Below are 16,442 nucleotides of genomic sequence, written 5' to 3' on the forward strand. Positions count from 1 at the left end.
TTCGCGACGGACACGTAGACTTGATTAGCGCCATCGGTGGTCCATGCGATGTGCAGGCACTCCCCGAAGGCCAGCTGCCGGTGCTGGCCGAGCGGATGCGTCGGCGACTCATAGAAACGGTGACAGCTACCGGCGGCCATCTCGGTGCGGCACTTGGCATGGTGGAGCTGACCATTGCTGTACATCGGGTGTTCACCTCGCCGCATGACATCGTGGTGTTCGACACCGGGCATCAGACCTATCCGCATAAGCTGCTCACCGGCCGCTGGAACGACTTCGCGACGTTGCGCCAGGCCGATGGCCTATCGGGGTATCCCAATCGCAACGAGTCACCGCATGACTGGGTCGAGAATTCCCATGCATCGGTCAGCTTGGCGTGGGTGGACGGCATCGCCAAAGCCTTGGCCCTGCGGGGCCACCACGACCGACGTGTCATTGCGGTGATCGGCGACGGTGCCCTAACCGGGGGTGTGGCATGGGAAGGTCTGAACAACGTCGGTGCCGCGACCCGGCCGGTCATCGTCGTGCTCAATGACAACAGCCGCTCCTATGACCCGACCGCCGGGGCCATTGCCACGCACCTGCACGAACTTCGCCTTGGCACAGCCCGCGGCCCGAACCTCTTTGAGAACATGGGATTTACCTATGTCGGTCCGGTCGATGGGCACAACATCGCCGACACGTGCGCGGCGCTACGACACGCGGCGGGGGCAGCAAGGCCCGTTGTGGTACACGCGGTGACCAGTAAGGGCCGGGGTTACCCTCCGGCCGAAGCCGACGAAAGCGACCGGATGCACGCCTGCGGGGTGGTCGACATCGCCACCGGGCGCCCGACCGCACCCAGTCGCCAGAGTTGGACCGATGTGTTCGAGGACGAAATCGTGCGCATCGCTGAGGACCGATCCGACGTCGTCGGGCTGACCGCGGCGATGCGCCTGCCCACCGGTCTAGGCGCGCTGTCCAGACGATACCCGCACCGGGTGTTCGACTCGGGCATCGCCGAACAACACCTACTGGCCTGCGCGGCCGGGCTCGCCGCTGCGGGAACCCATCCCGTTGTCGCGGTGTACTCCACGTTTTTGCACCGCGCCTTCGACCAACTGCTACTTGACATCGGGCTGCACCGCCTACCCGTGACGCTGGTGCTGGACCGGGCTGGAGTCACCGGGCCCGACGGACCCAGCCATCACGGATTGTGGGATCTTGCCCTCCTGGCCTGCGTGCCCGGGTTGCAGATCGCCTGTCCACGCGACGCGCCGCGACTGCGACAACAACTACGCACCGCGATCGCAACCGCTGGCCCCACCGCCGTGCGTTTCCCCAAAGGCGCCGCAGGTCAACCGATCACCGCAGAACACACAATCGGCGGCCTCGAGATCTTGCACACACCACAACCCGATCGGCGACCCGAGGTGCTCTTGGTCGCAGTGGGCGCCATGAGTCGGCCTTGCATGGACGCCGCCGGATTCCTCAGCGACCAACGGATCGGGGTCACAGTCGTTGACCCACAATGGGTCTGGCCGCTCAACCCGGCACTCACCGAGCTCGCTAGCCGCCACCGGATCACCGTGTGTGTCGAAGAAGCGATCGCCGACGCCGGCATCGGCGTGCACCTCAGCCATCACATCGGGCGCATACACCCGCAAACACGCACCTACACACTGGGACTGCCACTGGCCTACATCCCCCACGCCAGCCGCGACCAGATCCTTTCCAGCCACCAACTCACCGGCCCCGCAATCAGCACACGATGCAAGGCACTGCTCAACAAGCTCTGACCACACCCACCTCAACCCCGATCCGCCCACCGGCCACGGAGAACCAGCGTGCACACACCAACCGAAAGAGAATTCCTCAACCTCCCCCTGAACACCGTCGCCCAAACCGTCCAACACCACGGGCCACAAGTCTGCGTCCTACCCTTCGACGGCACCCGCCGCTGGTTCCAACTCGAATGTGGAGATCGATCATGTCGCACCGGCAATCGAAGGGCCACGACGATTGCAAAGCGCTAGCTGTGCTGGCGGGTCCCACAGGCACCAGCTGCTAGATGGTCCGCTGGCGCCCGTTGTCAGAGAGTCTTATGTGGAGGTTCGAGAATGGGAAAAGCTGCCGGCCAAGCCTTCTCGCTAATGGGCGCCGTCGAGCGTCTCATCGGTAAGCTCGGCGACGGGAGAGTGGCATCATCGGCGTACTCGACAGCGTGGGCGGCGCGGTGGGCCATGGACACCGGACCGTTATTCCCAGAAGCGCGCGACTGGTTGCGTTGTCATCAGCACGACGATGGATCCTGGGGTGGAATTGTCGAGAGCCCGCACGACCGCCTGGTATCGACATTGGCGGCAGTGCTGGCAACGAAGGACATAGACGAGTCGTGGGCGAAGATTGCCACCCAGGCCGGCTGCGACTACCTTCTGAGACACACCGACGCTTGGCGACATAGCTACGGTCAGACGCTGGGATTCGATGTAGTCGCACCCTGCTTGTTGGGACACGCTCAAGCTGCGGGTCTTTTGCCAGCCCGGTGTTTGGACGGCCTCCAAGAACTGCGGGCGGAAAGGCTCTTGTGTTTCGCTGGCACCTCGCTGCTGGAACGGCCCACCTCGCACCTCTACCACTTAGAGGTATTGGAGCCGTACGTCAGTGCCGGAGAGGCCGCGAAGTTCATGAGCGCCCGGGGTGGATTTTTCACCAGCACTGCCGGGACGGGTGCGGTGTGGGCCGCAACCGGAAACGATGCGGCCTTGCGGTTTTTGCAGCGGGCGCATGAATTCAGCGGCGACGGCGGAATGCCAGAACTAATTATCGATATCTTCGAACCCGCGTGGGCGCTTTACCTACTCAGTAGGGCCGGCATCAAACCACGCGTAGCCACTGCGGCCGGCGACCGGTTGTTCCGATTGGCGCGCACGGTGGCGCCTGCACGCGGCGGGCTCACCTGGACCGAGCACGTCGAGCTGGCAGACTCCGACTGCACCTCGATGGTGGCGAATGCCCTCCACGCATACGGCTACGACGTGGCCTCGCTGACCAAGCAGCTGTTGTCGTTCGAAACCGACCAGCACTTTCTTGGATTCATGCAAGGTGAGCGACGCGCAGCTGTGACCGCCAACGGACGTGTGCTCGAGGCATTTGCGCGAGAACCGAATCGCTATGCTCATCAGATCGCCAAAATAGTCGCGTTCCTGGAAGACACCCGCCACGAGGGCGCCTGGTGGATCGACAAGTGGCATTTGTCGCCGTACTACGCCACGTTTACGGTCGTTTGTGGGCTAGTCGGTGTCACCCCGGGTCGCCTCGGCGAGACGTGGAAATGGTTGCTGAACACTCAGCATGCGGATGGATCATGGGGAATGGCAGGGGGTTTGGCAGAGGAAACGGCATACGCTGTTCTAGCGCTCAACGCTCTCGAGCCTTTCTTTGGCGAGCCCCCTGCCGACAGCTACCGGCGTGCGTTCGACTACCTGCGGCAACACGCCGAATCGCGGAATTTCCCCGAGCTCTGGATTGGCAGGTCACTGTATACACCGTCTTTGGTTGTTGAAGCAGCCGTTCTGGCCGCGATATCGATCAGCGGGGCGGCAGCTAAAGACGACCTCGAATCTAGCCGGTGGATTAGCCGACAGTGAAGCAAAGTCAGAATCTATGTGAATCGTTCAACGCGGCAAGTATCCGTCAAATGTGGACACGTTCCCGTATATACCGGATCCTGCTCACGGGAGCTATCGCCTATGCGGTGTTGCGCTTGACAATTTTCGTCATGCTACACACCGGAACGCTGCCGCTACCGGAAGGCGAATTGGTGTGGCAAGATCTGTCATTGTACCTGGACGCCTCCCGCCGCCTGCTAGGTCGCGAAGACTTATATCCGGAAATCCCTCGGCTTTACGAATATCAATACCCACCATTTTTTGCCTTGGTGTGTGCTCCCGTTCTGTGGCTGCCCCCCACCCTCGTGCCGATCATCGGCGCCTTAGCGCACCTCCTGACGTATATGCTGCTATATAGCAGATGGACAAAGATTTTCTGCTGTCTTGGATTTTCCAGGGGAGTGGAGATGCTGGCCCGGCTCCTGCCGCTCTGGCTGGTATTTGAACAGTTCTGGAGCGATCTGGATTTATTGAATGTATATGTGCTGACATCTCTGCTCGCGACGTTTGCCATCGAAGCCATCCTGGGCGCACGGCTAGGATGGGCGGCTTTGTGGCTAGTGGTGCTACTTCAGATCAAACCCCACTGGGGTTTTGTCGTTTTGGTCCCGCTGCTGCTTGGACATTGGCGGTTCTTTTTGAAACTTGCAGTTCTAACCATCGCAGGTTATGCCGCCATATCGGGTGTCACGATGCTGTTTGTCGGACCCGTATACGGCTGGGAACAATACAGTCAATATGTTGAGCTCCTGGAAAAGCTGTTGTATCAGAATTCCCTGTGGCGAACTCGGGATCAGGGATTCCTGGGCTATAATCACTCCATTAAGCAAGTCACGGTATTTTTAGCCGGCGCAACTCCGGCCGCAATGCTGCTTTCCACGGTAATAAAAGTGCTATTGCTTGTGCCGCTGCCCGGAGTGGAAATTTTTAGACGTCGACGGTTGGGCCCGCATATTTCGCGGGGAAATCTTTTGCCCGCGCTGGATGTCTTCTTCGCTTTGTATCTGTTGACTTTCATCTGGTTGGATGTGGTGTGGGAAATTTTCCTGGGCATCGTCATCTTCGCCTACCTCCTGGCAATACCGCTGTCGAAAACGATCAGGATCTGGATATGCGGTAGTTTTGGAATCACTGCCTTGCTCGATATCTGGCGGCTAATTTCTTTTGGTGTATTCGGGGCGGACATAATAACGCCCCCCAACTATGTCCGTAGCGATCCTGCACTATACATCCCACTCACGATGATCGTAATCGTAAGCTTTTATGTTCTATTGCTTCGGCGCCTGTGGGCGCTGCCACCCTGCCGAGAGGATCCGCCTCAGAGCCACACGTACGCCGACAATCTCGGCGACGCCGCTGACGACGGTACGGCCGCAGCCGGCAAGTCGCTGGGGCTGGTCGTGTCGGCCCGCTCGCCAGGGGGCGAGGTCTCGCGGCGCCCGACCACATCGTCGCCGCAAATGTCTACGCCCCGGAATACCGGAACCTCGAATACTCTTACTGGCTTGGGTGAAAGATCGTGGACCAGATGATTGCTAACGTCTCTGCACCGTGTTTATGCGTTGAGGAGCGTAGGTAGTAGTGCGACAACGAGTACAACGAGGTCAGGTGATGTTTCTCGATGAGTTCATAAGAGATATTCTGCCGCCATCCTATTCAGCTCCTGATCATGCTCTTGCCACGACTGTGATCACATCCTGCCTGGCAATCGGGGTCTCCATGATATTGCTGATTGGTTATTGGATCCTGACAAAAAGTCTCGAAAGCGGCAAGACGATTCTCGTCGCCATGGGTATCGGTCTTTTCCTGCTGGCCTGCGTAGGGATGGAGCTGCGCGGGCGGCCGCTGGTGGGAGCCTGGATGCTCGTTGTCGCCGTTGTGGTCGTGATTTTTGCGAGCATGCTGGCCTATGGGGTAGCCAGCTCGGCTTCCGCCGGATACATTCTGGCTATCCTCCTGTCGATGTTGTGCATCGGTGCGACCGAAAGCTACCTGGTGACGGTGTTGGGTTGTGGCGCTGCGTTCGTCATGCCGATGATGCAGTCCAAACGCTGGATACCCACAATATTGCCTTATCACCCCTCTCACGTCACGTTCGATGCGCCGACTTTAAGCCTAATCTACCTCCTCACCGCCATCATCTCGGAAAGTTGGATGAACTCGATTGCCGACTTGGCGCCACAATGATGTGGCTGTCCGCAATGGCGAAGTTCTAGGGCACGAGGCCATGTCGGCAAAGGGCGCATCTAGAATCGGAACATATTACTGTGGAGCGGACCGGACAGGGGGATTCGCCGTCCATTCAGTCACCCGGAAGCTTTGTTGTAAGCGGCTTCGAATTACGCAATCCAGCTGTGGCCACAGTGCTGATTGCCGCGCTCGTGTTGTGGGCGTTGGTACGGGGCGCGACATGGCGATGGTGTGGTGCCGCGCCGTGCGGACGGCCCGGTGCCGGCGAGGACTTGGAGTCGGTCTTCGGTGGCCTCGCAGATCCGGTGCGGCTTGTTCCGGATTGCCTGGTGCACAGGCGGCCAACCATCCTGACTGTCGTGGTGAGGCGAGTGGGGAGCCGACGTCGGTGAACCTTCGCGGGATTGGTTTCCTGCGTACCCCTCTCAGAGGGAGACGGCACGATTGCGGCGAGTACCACTGGAAGACCGACGCTCAGGCCCAGGTCGACGATGGTCGCCCGGGGGTGTGCCAACCGACCCGGCGTTCGCGAGCCATCAGAGCTGTTCCCCGGGCTCTCGGCCGCACGACTGACCGGCCAAGGTCAACGGGCGTCTTGCCCACACGAACTCGAATGGCCGCTACTATGACCGCGGTCGATTGTCGAAGACAAACCCATTCCGACGGCACGAGCCGCCTGGCCGCTACGTCCATCGAGCGAGGTCAAGTTCACGCCATTGCGGCGTGCCGATAGGCCAGAAAGAGGGAGGCATGAATTATTCGTTGGAGGACTGGCTGGATCTCGGCAAAGATGAAATTTGCAGAATTTCGGGCGAACGTGTCGTCACCGTGGTTCTCTATCTCAATGCGACGCGCCGATGGTTTCAAAGCCAAAGGCAGGACTGGCGACTTTACTGGTCAATTGCGGGAGCGGCTCACCGCGAGGTTAGTCAGCTCTGCTATAGCTACGGAATCAATACCTTAATCCAACCTTTCATCGGTTATGATCTGTTGTCGAGGGGGCAGGATTATTTTGATACCACAATGAAATACCTGGAGTCGTTGGCGGACGAAGATTACTTCTCCTGGTTTGTGAAGAATCAAATACGCGTCTATTTCTATGGTAACTGGCGTGGGGCGATGCAGGAAAGAGGCTACGTCGCAACGGCAGCGCGGCTTTCTGAGGTCATGGAGGAGACGCAGGGATTTTCCACGCACCGGTTGTTCATCGGTCTATTTGCTGACGAGGGAATGGATAGAATTGCGCGCCTGTCACAGGGAGTCGATGACGGCCAGCAGCTCCTGCGCTTGTACTACGGCGCCGACATGGGGGCGGTGGACCTAATAATCGGATCTGGCCAGCCAGCGATCTGGGATATTCCCATGCTCGATATCAATAAAGCCAATCTCTATTTTCTGCAGGCACCCACATTTTGCCTTACCGACGAAGGGCTGCGGAAAATCCTTTATGATCATCTTTTTGAACGTCGAAATGATGACGAGATACAAGAAATTCTAGACCCCCGAAGCTGGGAAAACTGCGCTATCTTGGGGCTCGGCAAGAATACTCGGCGTGGTTGGGTAGCAAGCTGATGCGCCGTCCAACGAGCGGCCGCTGGAAGTAACTCGGCTCAGCCTGGTAGCACTCCAAGCGGATGTGCCTCGGCGCCCCCATATTCGGTCCTGTATGGCCGTGCCCCGTGCCGACCGGGAAATCCACCAGTTCCCATGCGCACCACGGTAAGTCGCGCTCGTCATCAATGCGGCCTGCTCCACGTCTACCTATGACCTGTGATGGGGTTCTGCGAGGTTTGCAAAGTTGGTGCGGCCCTGGGGTTTTCATACCGGCGGGCGTCGGCGATGAAACCCGGTGACCTGCTGGAATGCGTGGCCGGCCTGGACGAGTAGTCGTTCGTCGAACTCGCGGCCGATGAACTGGATCCCGAGCGGCGTCCCGCGGACCGTCATCCCCGCCGGCAGGCAGATCGCCGGATTGCCGCTGACGTTGAACGGCGCCGTCGGCGTCGCCAATCTGGTGGTCAGTTCTGGGTCTTGTCCCAGCCCGCGCATGGCTTCCAGCCTGGGCGAAGCGATCCCGGAGCTGGGCAGCAGCAGGATGTCCACGTCGTGGAACGCGCGACGCAGCGACCCGGTGAATTCGAGGCGTCGCTTGACCAGCGTCTGATATTCCACCGCGCTCAGCGTGTGTCCGGCGTCGATCATTGCGCGCAAGATCGGACCGTACTCGTCGGCGCGCGCCGGATAGGTGTCGGCATGTGCGATCGCCGTTTCGACCGCGCGCATCCTTCCGAACGCTGCCGCCATTGCAGCCAGTGCGGGCAACTTGACCTCGACGACGGGCCAGCCGACGCCTTCGAGCGTCTTGACGACATCGGCCAGCATCGCCGTGGTGTCCTCGTCGAACGACGTCGTCTGCGACCAGTCCACCCCGACCCGGGGAGCCTGCGTCACGGCGAGGTCAGCGGCATAGTCCGGAACCTCCCGCGCCGACGACGTGGGATCGTGGATATCGGAGCCCGCTATGACGCCGAGCAAAACCCCCGCGTCGCGCGCGCTTCGGGCGATCGGCCCGATGTGGTCATAGCTGGCCGCGAGCTCGACGACGCCGTGCCGGCTCACCCGCCCCCACGTCGGCTTGATCCCGGTCACGCCGCACATGCTTGCCGGAAAGCGGATCGACCCACCGGTGTCCGACCCGATGGAGCCGAAGCACAATCCCGCCGCGGTGGCCACGCCGCACCCGCTTGAGGATACGCCCGCCCAGGTTGCCGGGTCCCACGGATTGACCGGTGCCGGCAGACTGGGGTGATAGCCGAGATACGCCGCCTCCGTCATGGCCAGCTTGCCGATGATCACCGCGCCGGCCGCGCGCAACCTCGCGACCACCGTCGCGTCGTACGACGGGCGAAACGCACGAAAGATGGTGGTGCCGGCCGCGGTCGGGGCGTCGACCGTGTAGCACAGATCTTTCACACCGATCGGTACACCGTGTACGACGCCCTTGTAGCAGCCGCGCCCGATGTCGGCGTCGGCGGCGCGTGCGGCCGCTAGCGCGGTGTCCGCCATGACGAAGGCGAAACTCTTCAGCCGCGGGTCGAGCCGGTCAATCCGCCGCAAGGTCGACTCGGTCAGCTCTTCCGACGTCAGTTGCCGGGTGCGGATCAGGTCGGCGACCTCGGTCAGCTCCAGCTTCGAGATCTCGTGCTCGTCGAGTTGGGCTGGCATTGTTGAGCAACCATCGCTGCGGCAGCGCTAGGGACGCTCATCGAGGTTGGCGAATTTGGGCGGGCGTCCCTGGCTGAAGGCCGCCACCCCTTCGCGTAGATCCGCCCCCTCGTAGGCTTGGACACCGAACCGGATCAGCGCGTCGGTGTCGGCGCCGGTCAGCGCGCGGCCGTGCATGTTGGCGACGACCTTCGCCGCGCGCATGGTCACCGCCGATTGCCGACAGATCTGGCCGACCAGTTTGGCTGTCGCGGCCGCCAAATCCCCTGGTGCGACGACCTTTTGCACCAATCCCCAGCGGGCAGCGTCGTCGACGCCGATCAGTTCGCCACTGAACAGCAGATACTTCAGCGCCGCCGGGCCGATGAGGCGCGCAACGGTGTCGGCCTCGGTGAAGCCCACTGTGACGCCCAGCTTGCCGAGGGGGATGCCAAAGCGCGCATCCTCGGTGGCGATGCACACATCGCAAGCGGCGGCCAGCTCACAGCCACCGCCGACGGCAAGCCCCCGGACCGCCGCGATGACCGGAATCGGCATCGCGGTCACCGCCCTCAGACAGCCAGCCAGGCTCTCGTTGTACTCGGTGGCGGCCGCGGCGCTCATGCGGGTGTGCGGAAACTCCTTGATGTCGGCACCCGCGCCGAACGCGTTGTCACCGGCGCCGCGAAACACCACCGCCCGCAGCCCCGATTCGCCGGCGAGATCGTCCAGTAGCCGCTTCAGCCGACGCCAGCTCGCCAGGTTGAGTGCGTTCTGCGCCACCGGATGACTCAACGTGATCAACGCGATATTGCTATGGCGTTGCAGCGCAACGCGATCGATGACCGCTCCGGCAGGGGGTTGCTCGCGCATCAAGCGGTATAGCTCAGCTTCAATGTCCCCGCCGCACGGACGGGTGGCATCGTCCACCCTCGTCATTGCGCGCCTTCAGAACCCCATCTTCTTGCAGTTGGCATTTCTGTTCTGACAGTACATTCCGCTACCAGTCCAGTCGCGCAATCCGAGATTGTTTTCATCGCCGGGGGTGAGCACCCGCGCATCCTGCGTCAATGGCGGGATGACGGCGATCAAGTCCTCGATGATCTCAGGCGTCGCATCATTCTCCGGGTCTGCGTGAGCGACGCCGGTGCCGCCCACGAGAGCCGTGATCCCGATCAGACCGGCGGAAAGCCCCAAAGCAAATTTGCGAAGGCTCACTGGTCGCCCTCTCTGCCTGCCGTTTGGAATCATGGGCTGTCGAGTTTACTCCCCAATGGAAGTGTGAGCGGTTGCCCAGCATGCCTTGTCTTCGTCGCAAACCAGCCACAAACCGGCAACAACTGTGAGCTGGCCGATCAGCGTACCCCGTGAACGCGGCGGGCGGTGCATACCGTATGGGCCGTGATGCCGGTGTCCGCGGTCGTTCGTCGTGCTGCGGTCCTCGCCGTGTCCCTGGTGGTATTGGCTTCTGCGCCTTCGGCAGGTGCTGAGCCCGAGCCGCAGCCCCCTCCCGGTGCGCTGCCACCGTCCGACGGAGCCGTACCCCCCGGCACGCCGGCCCGGGTGAACACCCCTGACGGCTGGGTCCTTGCCCTCGGCGCCAGGGACGAGCGACACGTGCCTGTGGCACCGCTGACCACCGCGTTGTCGTCTCGCGAATATCTCTCCAGCGGAATATTCGGCGCATCGCTCACCGGGCCGGAGCCCCCCCGAGGCGTCCTCGAGGTCGGTTACGAGATCGGCTGCGGCATTGACATGAGCACGTCCAACGGCGTGGTCACGGCAAATGGCGGCGGTGTCGCTCCAACTATCGGCGCGGAGCTACCCCTAGGGCCCGGCCAGCCACCGGTCCTGCTACCGCTGATTACTGCGCCGTACAACGCCGTGGTCAGTGTGGGGCTCAAGCCCGGGTTTGTCGTCGTGGTGCCGGTAGTCAGGAAGGAGTTCAAGGGTCCAAATCCCTGGATCATGATCAACGAGTTCCACATCAAGCTCGACGGATGTGTGGGCCAGTCGTTCATCCGCTCCTATGCGACCCTGACCCGCATAACCGATGAATCCGACGTGGTGCTGTCCTACGTCGGCTCTACGAAGGCCGTCTGACATCACCCGGCCGATGCGCGACCCATGATCGGTGGATCGATGCGCCGCCGGCCTAGCTCCTGGTCCGCGCGGCGACGAGGCTCAACTGCGCCGAAACAGCCAGGACGATAGCCGCTTTCACAAGTGGCGCGACGGCCTCCCTACCCGCTGCGCAGCCAGCTTCGACCCGGCGTTCACGGGTTGCACTGTGGTGTGGTCGAAGTCGCCACCGCGGAAGCGTTCGAGTCATTTTCAGCAGCGCGGCGTCGAACGTGCCTTTGTCCAGGCCGTCGACGAGGCCTACTCACGTGCGGTGGTGCTGCGGTATCGATGGGCGGCGGCACCGACCGCCGGTGTACCGCCCCCAGCGTCGTTGCAGCTCTCGCTCCGCTGCGGTGGGCATCAGACCCGATGGCGCGAACAACATCGACGGCACCGGGTCGTCTTCGGTCAACGGCCGCCCCGCACCGCGAATTGTGTTGATTACCACGATTACTCCGGCGACGAACACGATGACCACAGCGAGCGCGAAGACGATCGACAGGGTGCCCTGAATGAACGTGTTTCTGATGACGTTGTCGAGTTCATGGGCGTCGGCGGCCGAACCGAACGTGGTCTTGCCCGCTTGTTTGGCCGCCAGGTAACGGTAGTGCTGAGCCCAGTAGCCGATGGCTGGATCGGCGGAGAAGATCTTCTGCCATGACGCGGTCAGCGTGACGGCAAGATCCCACAGCAGCGGAACACCGGGTATCCAGGCCCACTTCAGGCGCCCTTTCTTGACGACGATGACGGTGATGACCGTCAGCGAGATCGCCGCCAGCAGCTGGTTGGCGATCCCGAACAGCGGAAATAGGGTGTTGATACCGCCCAACGGATCGGTCACGCCGAGCAGCAGAATGCTGCCCCAGGCCGCGACCACGGTCAGGCTGCACAACCAGACGCCGGGACGCCAGCTCGGATTTTGCAGCTTGCGCATCGGGCCGCCCAGGTTGCCCAAGGCGTCGGAGACCATGAAACGCGCTGCGCGGGTGCCGGCGTCGACGGTGGTCAGGATGAACAGCGCTTCGAACATGATCGCGAAGTGATACCAGAACGCCTTGAGAGCCGCACCGCCGAATGCCCGTTGCAACATTTCGGACATGCCGAACGCCAGTGTGGGTGCCCCACCGGTCCGCGACACGATCGTCTGTTCGCCCACACTGGCAGCGGCCCGGTCGATCTGGTCCGCGGTCACCGGAGCGCCCGACAGGCCAAGCCCGTTGACGTACTGCGCTGCGGTGGCAGCGCTGTCGTGAGTCAGTGCGGACGGCGCATTGAGAGTGAAATACAGATGCTGATCGAGGATGGTTGCGGTAATCAGTGCCACGACCGCGACGAACGACTCGGTGATCATGCCGCCATACCCGATCAGGCGCATCTGGCCTTCTTTCTCCAGCATTTTCGGTGTCGTTCCGGAGGAGATCAGCGCGTGGAATCCGGACAGCGCGCCACATGCGATCGTGATGAACAGGAAGGGAAACAGCGCGCCGGCGAAGACCGGCCCGGTGCCCTCGGTGGCGAACCGCGAGACCGCGGGCGCGGTGATCACCGGACGGGCTATCAACACGCCGATCGCGAGCAGAACGATGGTGCCGACCTTCATGAACGTGGACAGGTAGTCGCGTGGCGCGAGCAGCAGCCACACCGGCAGCACCGACGCCGCAAAGCCGTAGACGATGAGCAGCCAGCCCAGCGTGACCGGTGACAAACTGAATACTGTTGCACCCCAACTCGTATGGGCCACACCATTGCCCGATATCACGGCAAGCAACAGCAGTCCGACCCCGATCAGCGAGACCTCGATCACCCGTCCCGGGCGCAGGAATCGCAGATACCAGCCCATGAATAAGGCGATGGGAATGGTCATGGCGATCGAGAACACCCCCCACGGGCTTTTGGCCAGTGCCCGCACCACCACCAGCGCCAGCACCGCGATCACGATCGTGATGATGACCGGGATGCCGACGAGCGCGGCCACCCCGGCCGCGCCGCCGAGCTCGTCGCGAACCATCTGACCCAGGGAACGGCCACGGCGCCGGGTGGAGATCCACAACACCAGGTAGTCCTGCACACATCCGGCGAGCACCGCGCCGACCACGATCCAGATGGTGCAGGGCAGATAGCCCATCTGGGCGGCCAACACCGGACCCACCAGCGGCCCGGCCCCGGCGATCGCGGCGAAGTGGTGGCCGAATACCACCCGACGGTCCGTCGGCACGTAATCGGTACCGTCGTCGAGGAATTCGGCGGGGGTGGCATGGTCGTCGCGGGGCCGGACGACCTTCGCTTCGATCAGCCGCGCGTAAAACCGGAATCCAATGATATAGGTACAGCCCGCCGCGACCACCAGCCACACCGCGTTTACCGTTTCCCCACGAACGAGCGCAATGATGGCCCAGGCGACCGCGCCGATCACCGCGATCACGCCGAAGAAGATCCGGTGTCGCAGGCCGACAGGGGAGCGGTCGACGATCGCGACCGGCGGCAGGTCGGCGTCGGTGCGGATGTAGCTGACGTCCCCGCAGCGTTCTACGATCCGATCCGGTGCTGCCACCGTCACTCCTCCCGTGATCAACCGTGCGATGTGTTCCCGGTGATCCTTGCAGCTAGCCCGCCTGGGCGGCGAGTGTGCATCTGCCGACGCCGAACCGGCGGCGTGTCCCGTCGCAGGATTCACTCTCGCGGTGCGGTCAGGACAGCGCGCGAACCGCATCGATCGTGTCGGCAGCGGCCGGGCCCTTGTCGTGGCGGTAGCGCACCACCCGGGCAAACCGCAACGCCAGCCCGCCGGGGGGTAGCGCGACGACGCCTGCACCCCGTCGAACGCCACCTCGACCACCTGTTCGGGGCGCAGCTGCACCACGTGCCCGTTGATGGGGCCGATGGCACAAATCCGCTGGTCGCGGGATCACGCGCGCCCAGGTGGATGGTGGACAGCTTTCCGCGCCGGTGCCGGCGCCGGGACGCCGGACAGCGGTTCGCGCCCAAATGAACAACCCCATCGGCCAGCACCGGGGCGATTAAGTACGCTCTTTGCCAACCGAGCCCGGCGACGATGCGGGCCGGCTAGCGCCGCGAGGAGGCCCTGATGGGTATCGCATTGACCGACGACCATCGCGAACTCGCCGAGGTGGCCCGCGCGTTCTTGACCTCGCAGAAGGCGCGCTGGGCGGCGCGGTCACTACTTGACGCGACGGTGGAGACACGGCCGCCCTTCTGGCAGAACATGGTCGAACTCGGTTGGTTGGGTCTGCACATTGACGAGGAGCACGGCGGCTCCGGCTATGGGTTGCCCGAACTGGTGGTGGTGATCGAAGAGCTCGGTCGCGCGCTGGCGCCCGGTCCCTTCGTGCCGACGGTGATCGCGTCGGCGGTGATCGCCAGGGAGGGCACCACCGAGCAGAAGGCGCGGCTGCTGCCGGGGCTGATCGACGGGACCGTAAGCGCGGGTGTTGGCCTTGACGGCAGCGTGCGGGTCGCCGACGGCGTCGCCGATGGCGACGCCGGGATCGTGCTGGGGGCCGGGCTGGCTGAGCTGCTGCTGGTCAGCGCAGGGGACGATGTGCTGGTGCTGCCACGCGAGCGAGCTGGCGTATCCGTCGAGGTACCCAAGAATCTCGATCCGACCCGCCGTTGCGGACGCGTCCACCTGTGCGACGTGGCTGTCACCGCCGACGACATCCTGCCCAGGGCACGGGATTCGGCCCTGGCCCGCGCGCGCACACTGCTGGCGGCGGAGGCGGTCGGTGGCGCGGCCGACTGCGTCGACGCCGCCGTCGCCTACGCCAAGGTGCGTCAGCAGTTCGGCCGCACCATCGCCACTTTCCAAGCGGTGAAACACCATTGTGCGAACATGTTGGTGGCCGCCGAGTCGGCGATCGCCGCGGTGTGGGACGCTGCGCGCGCGGTCGGTGCGGACGAACAGCAGTTCAGGCTGGCCGCGGCGGTGGCGGCGGCGTTGGCGTTCCCGGCGTACACCCGCAACGCCGAACTCAACATTCAGGTGCACGGCGGCATCGGCTTTACCTGGGAGCACGACGCGCACCTGCATCTGCGCCGGGCGCTGGTGAGCGCGGCGCTGCTCGGCGGTGACGCGCCGGCCGACGACGTCTTCGAGCTCACCGCCGCCGGGGTTACCCGGGAAAACAGCCTGGACCTGCCGGCCGAGGCCGAAGAGCTGCGCACCCAGATCCGTGCCGACGCCGCCGAGATCGCCCACCTAGACCCCAAGGCACAGCTCGACAAGCTGATCGAAACGGGCTACGTGATGCCGCACTGGCCCAAACCGTGGGGCCGGGCCGCAAACGCGGTCGAGCAGTTGGTGATCGACGAAGAGTTCCGGGAGGCGGGCGTCAAGCGCCCGGACTACTCGATCACCGGTTGGGTGATCCTGACCCTGATCCAGCACGGAACTCCTTGGCAAGTTGAGCGATTCGTAGCGAAGGCGCTGCGCCAGGAGGAAATCTGGTGCCAGCTGTTCTCCGAACCCGAGGCCGGATCGGATGCGGCCTCGGTCAAGACCCGCGCCACCAGGGTCGACGGTGGCTGGAAGATCAACGGGCAGAAGGTGTGGACCAGCGGGGCGCAGTACTGTGCGCGTGGCCTAGCCACCGTGCGCACCGACCCGGATGCCCCCAAGCACGCCGGCATCACCACGGTGATCATCGACATGAAGGCACCCGGGGTCGAGGTCCGGCCACTGCGCCAGATCACCGGTGGCTCGGAATTCAACGAGGTGTTCTTCAACGACGTCTTCGTTCCCGACGAGGACGTCGTCGGGGCGCCCAACTCCGGGTGGACGGTCGCGCGGGCGACGCTGGGCAACGAGCGGGTCAGCATCGGCGGCAGCGGTTCGCTCTACCAAGGTCTGGCAGCACATCTGGTGCAGCTGACCCAACAGCGCGCAGATCAGTTGGCGGGCGCGCGAATCCGGGTCGGAACCTATCTCGCGGAGGAAAACGCGCTGCGGCTGCTGAACCTGCGCCGCGCCGCCCGCAGCGTCGAAGGCGCGGGCCCGGGACCGGAGGGCAACGTCACCAAGCTGAAGCTGGCCGAGCACATGGTGGAGGGCGCGGCCATCGCGGCGGCCCTGTTGGGGCCCGAGGTGGCGCTGGTCGACGGCCCCGGCGCGATGGCCGGCCGGATGGTCATGGGGGCTCGTGGCATGGCGATAGCGGGCGGCACGTCGGAGGTGACCCGCAATCAGATCGCCGAGCGCATTCTCGGTATGCCGCGCGACCCGCTGCTGAATTAAGGCCCGGCGCCGGCCGACGACAC

At 63.4% G+C, this 16,442-nt stretch carries 11 protein-coding genes and 1 pseudogene; 7 read left to right on the top strand and 5 right to left on the bottom strand.

From position 1 onward, the window contains the following. Nucleotides 1-20 precede the first annotated feature (20 nt). The 5 genes from G6N20_RS03010 (at nt 21) to G6N20_RS03030 (ending at nt 7,412) form a co-directional block, all read left to right on the top strand. A complete protein-coding gene (locus G6N20_RS03010; RefSeq protein ID WP_372516326.1) occupies nt 21-1,778 on the top strand; it encodes a 1-deoxy-D-xylulose-5-phosphate synthase in 1,758 nt (585 codons plus the stop codon). A 321-nt stretch (nt 1,779-2,099) separates the two neighbouring features. Next, a complete protein-coding gene (locus G6N20_RS03015) occupies nt 2,100-3,629 on the top strand; it encodes a prenyltransferase/squalene oxidase repeat-containing protein (RefSeq protein ID WP_142272083.1) in 1,530 nt (509 codons plus the stop codon). After that, nucleotides 3,626-5,182, top strand: coding sequence for a glycosyltransferase family 87 protein (locus tag G6N20_RS03020; protein WP_158084769.1), 1,557 nt, complete (start codon nt 3,626-3,628; stop codon nt 5,180-5,182). The genes G6N20_RS03015 and G6N20_RS03020 overlap by 4 nt, the downstream gene beginning before the upstream one ends. A 76-nt stretch (nt 5,183-5,258) precedes the next feature. Further along, nucleotides 5,259-5,837 (top strand): hypothetical protein, encoded by a 579-nt coding sequence (locus G6N20_RS03025; RefSeq protein WP_142272082.1) that lies wholly within the window; start codon nt 5,259-5,261, stop codon nt 5,835-5,837. 753 nt (nt 5,838-6,590) lie between these two features. Then, complete coding sequence (locus G6N20_RS03030; protein ID WP_083049623.1) at nt 6,591-7,412, top strand: hypothetical protein; 822 nt, start codon at nt 6,591-6,593, stop codon at nt 7,410-7,412. Between the two features lie 246 nt (nt 7,413-7,658). Here G6N20_RS03030 and G6N20_RS03035 read toward each other — a convergent pair whose 3' ends face one another. Genes G6N20_RS03035 through G6N20_RS03045 form a run of 3 tightly spaced genes read right to left on the bottom strand, consistent with a single transcriptional unit; the run spans nt 7,659 to nt 10,262 of the window. Next, nucleotides 7,659-9,065 (bottom strand): amidase, encoded by a 1,407-nt coding sequence (locus G6N20_RS03035; RefSeq protein ID WP_083049620.1) that lies wholly within the window; start codon nt 9,063-9,065, stop codon nt 7,659-7,661. A gap of 27 nt (nt 9,066-9,092) precedes the next feature. Further along, the gene (locus G6N20_RS03040) at nt 9,093-9,983 is read right to left on the bottom strand and encodes an enoyl-CoA hydratase/isomerase family protein (RefSeq protein WP_083049618.1); all 891 of its coding nucleotides are present in this window, start codon (nt 9,981-9,983) and stop codon (nt 9,093-9,095) included. Between the two features lie 9 nt (nt 9,984-9,992). After that, a complete protein-coding gene (locus tag G6N20_RS03045; RefSeq protein ID WP_083049615.1) occupies nt 9,993-10,262 on the bottom strand; it encodes a hypothetical protein in 270 nt (89 codons plus the stop codon). Nucleotides 10,263-10,448: 186 nt separating this feature from the next. On the opposite strand from G6N20_RS03045, the gene G6N20_RS03050 reads away from it, so the two are divergent. Further along, nucleotides 10,449-11,147: an MspA family porin gene (locus G6N20_RS03050; RefSeq protein ID WP_083049660.1), complete on the top strand. Its 699-nt coding sequence runs from the start codon at nt 10,449-10,451 to the stop codon at nt 11,145-11,147. Between the two features lie 283 nt (nt 11,148-11,430). On the opposite strand, the gene G6N20_RS03055 is transcribed toward G6N20_RS03050, so the two are convergent. Continuing rightward, nucleotides 11,431-13,719 carry a carbon starvation CstA family protein gene (locus tag G6N20_RS03055; protein ID WP_142272081.1) on the bottom strand — a complete coding sequence of 763 codons (2,289 nt, stop codon included), beginning with the start codon at nt 13,717-13,719 and terminating at the stop codon, nt 11,431-11,433. Between the two features lie 136 nt (nt 13,720-13,855). Further along, nucleotides 13,856-14,114: pseudogene (locus G6N20_RS03060) on the bottom strand (ATP dependent DNA ligase); the annotation flags it as partial. A 139-nt stretch (nt 14,115-14,253) separates the two neighbouring features. On the opposite strand from G6N20_RS03060, the gene G6N20_RS03065 reads away from it, so the two are divergent. After that, nucleotides 14,254-16,419, top strand: a complete 2,166-nt coding sequence (locus G6N20_RS03065; protein ID WP_083049610.1) for an acyl-CoA dehydrogenase — start codon at nt 14,254-14,256, stop codon at nt 16,417-16,419. Nucleotides 16,420-16,442: the final 23 nt, after the last annotated feature.

Source organism: Mycobacterium shinjukuense, from assembly GCF_010730055.1.
GTDB classification, from domain to species: domain Bacteria; phylum Actinomycetota; class Actinomycetes; order Mycobacteriales; family Mycobacteriaceae; genus Mycobacterium; species Mycobacterium shinjukuense.

Bases quoted from the DNA above. Each gene is read 5' to 3' on its own strand.
- G6N20_RS03065 (WP_083049610.1), top strand. From the start codon at position 14,254: ATGGGTATCGCATTGACCGACGACCATCGCGAACTCGCCGAGGTGGCC.
- G6N20_RS03035 (WP_083049620.1), bottom strand. From the start codon at position 9,065: ATGCCAGCCCAACTCGACGAGCACGAGATCTCGAAGCTGGAGCTGACC.
- G6N20_RS03050 (WP_083049660.1), top strand. From the start codon at position 10,449: ATGCCGGTGTCCGCGGTCGTTCGTCGTGCTGCGGTCCTCGCCGTGTCC.
- G6N20_RS03015 (WP_142272083.1), top strand. From the start codon at position 2,100: ATGGGAAAAGCTGCCGGCCAAGCCTTCTCGCTAATGGGCGCCGTCGAG.
- G6N20_RS03030 (WP_083049623.1), top strand. From the start codon at position 6,591: ATGAATTATTCGTTGGAGGACTGGCTGGATCTCGGCAAAGATGAAATT.
- G6N20_RS03040 (WP_083049618.1), bottom strand. From the start codon at position 9,983: ATGACGAGGGTGGACGATGCCACCCGTCCGTGCGGCGGGGACATTGAA.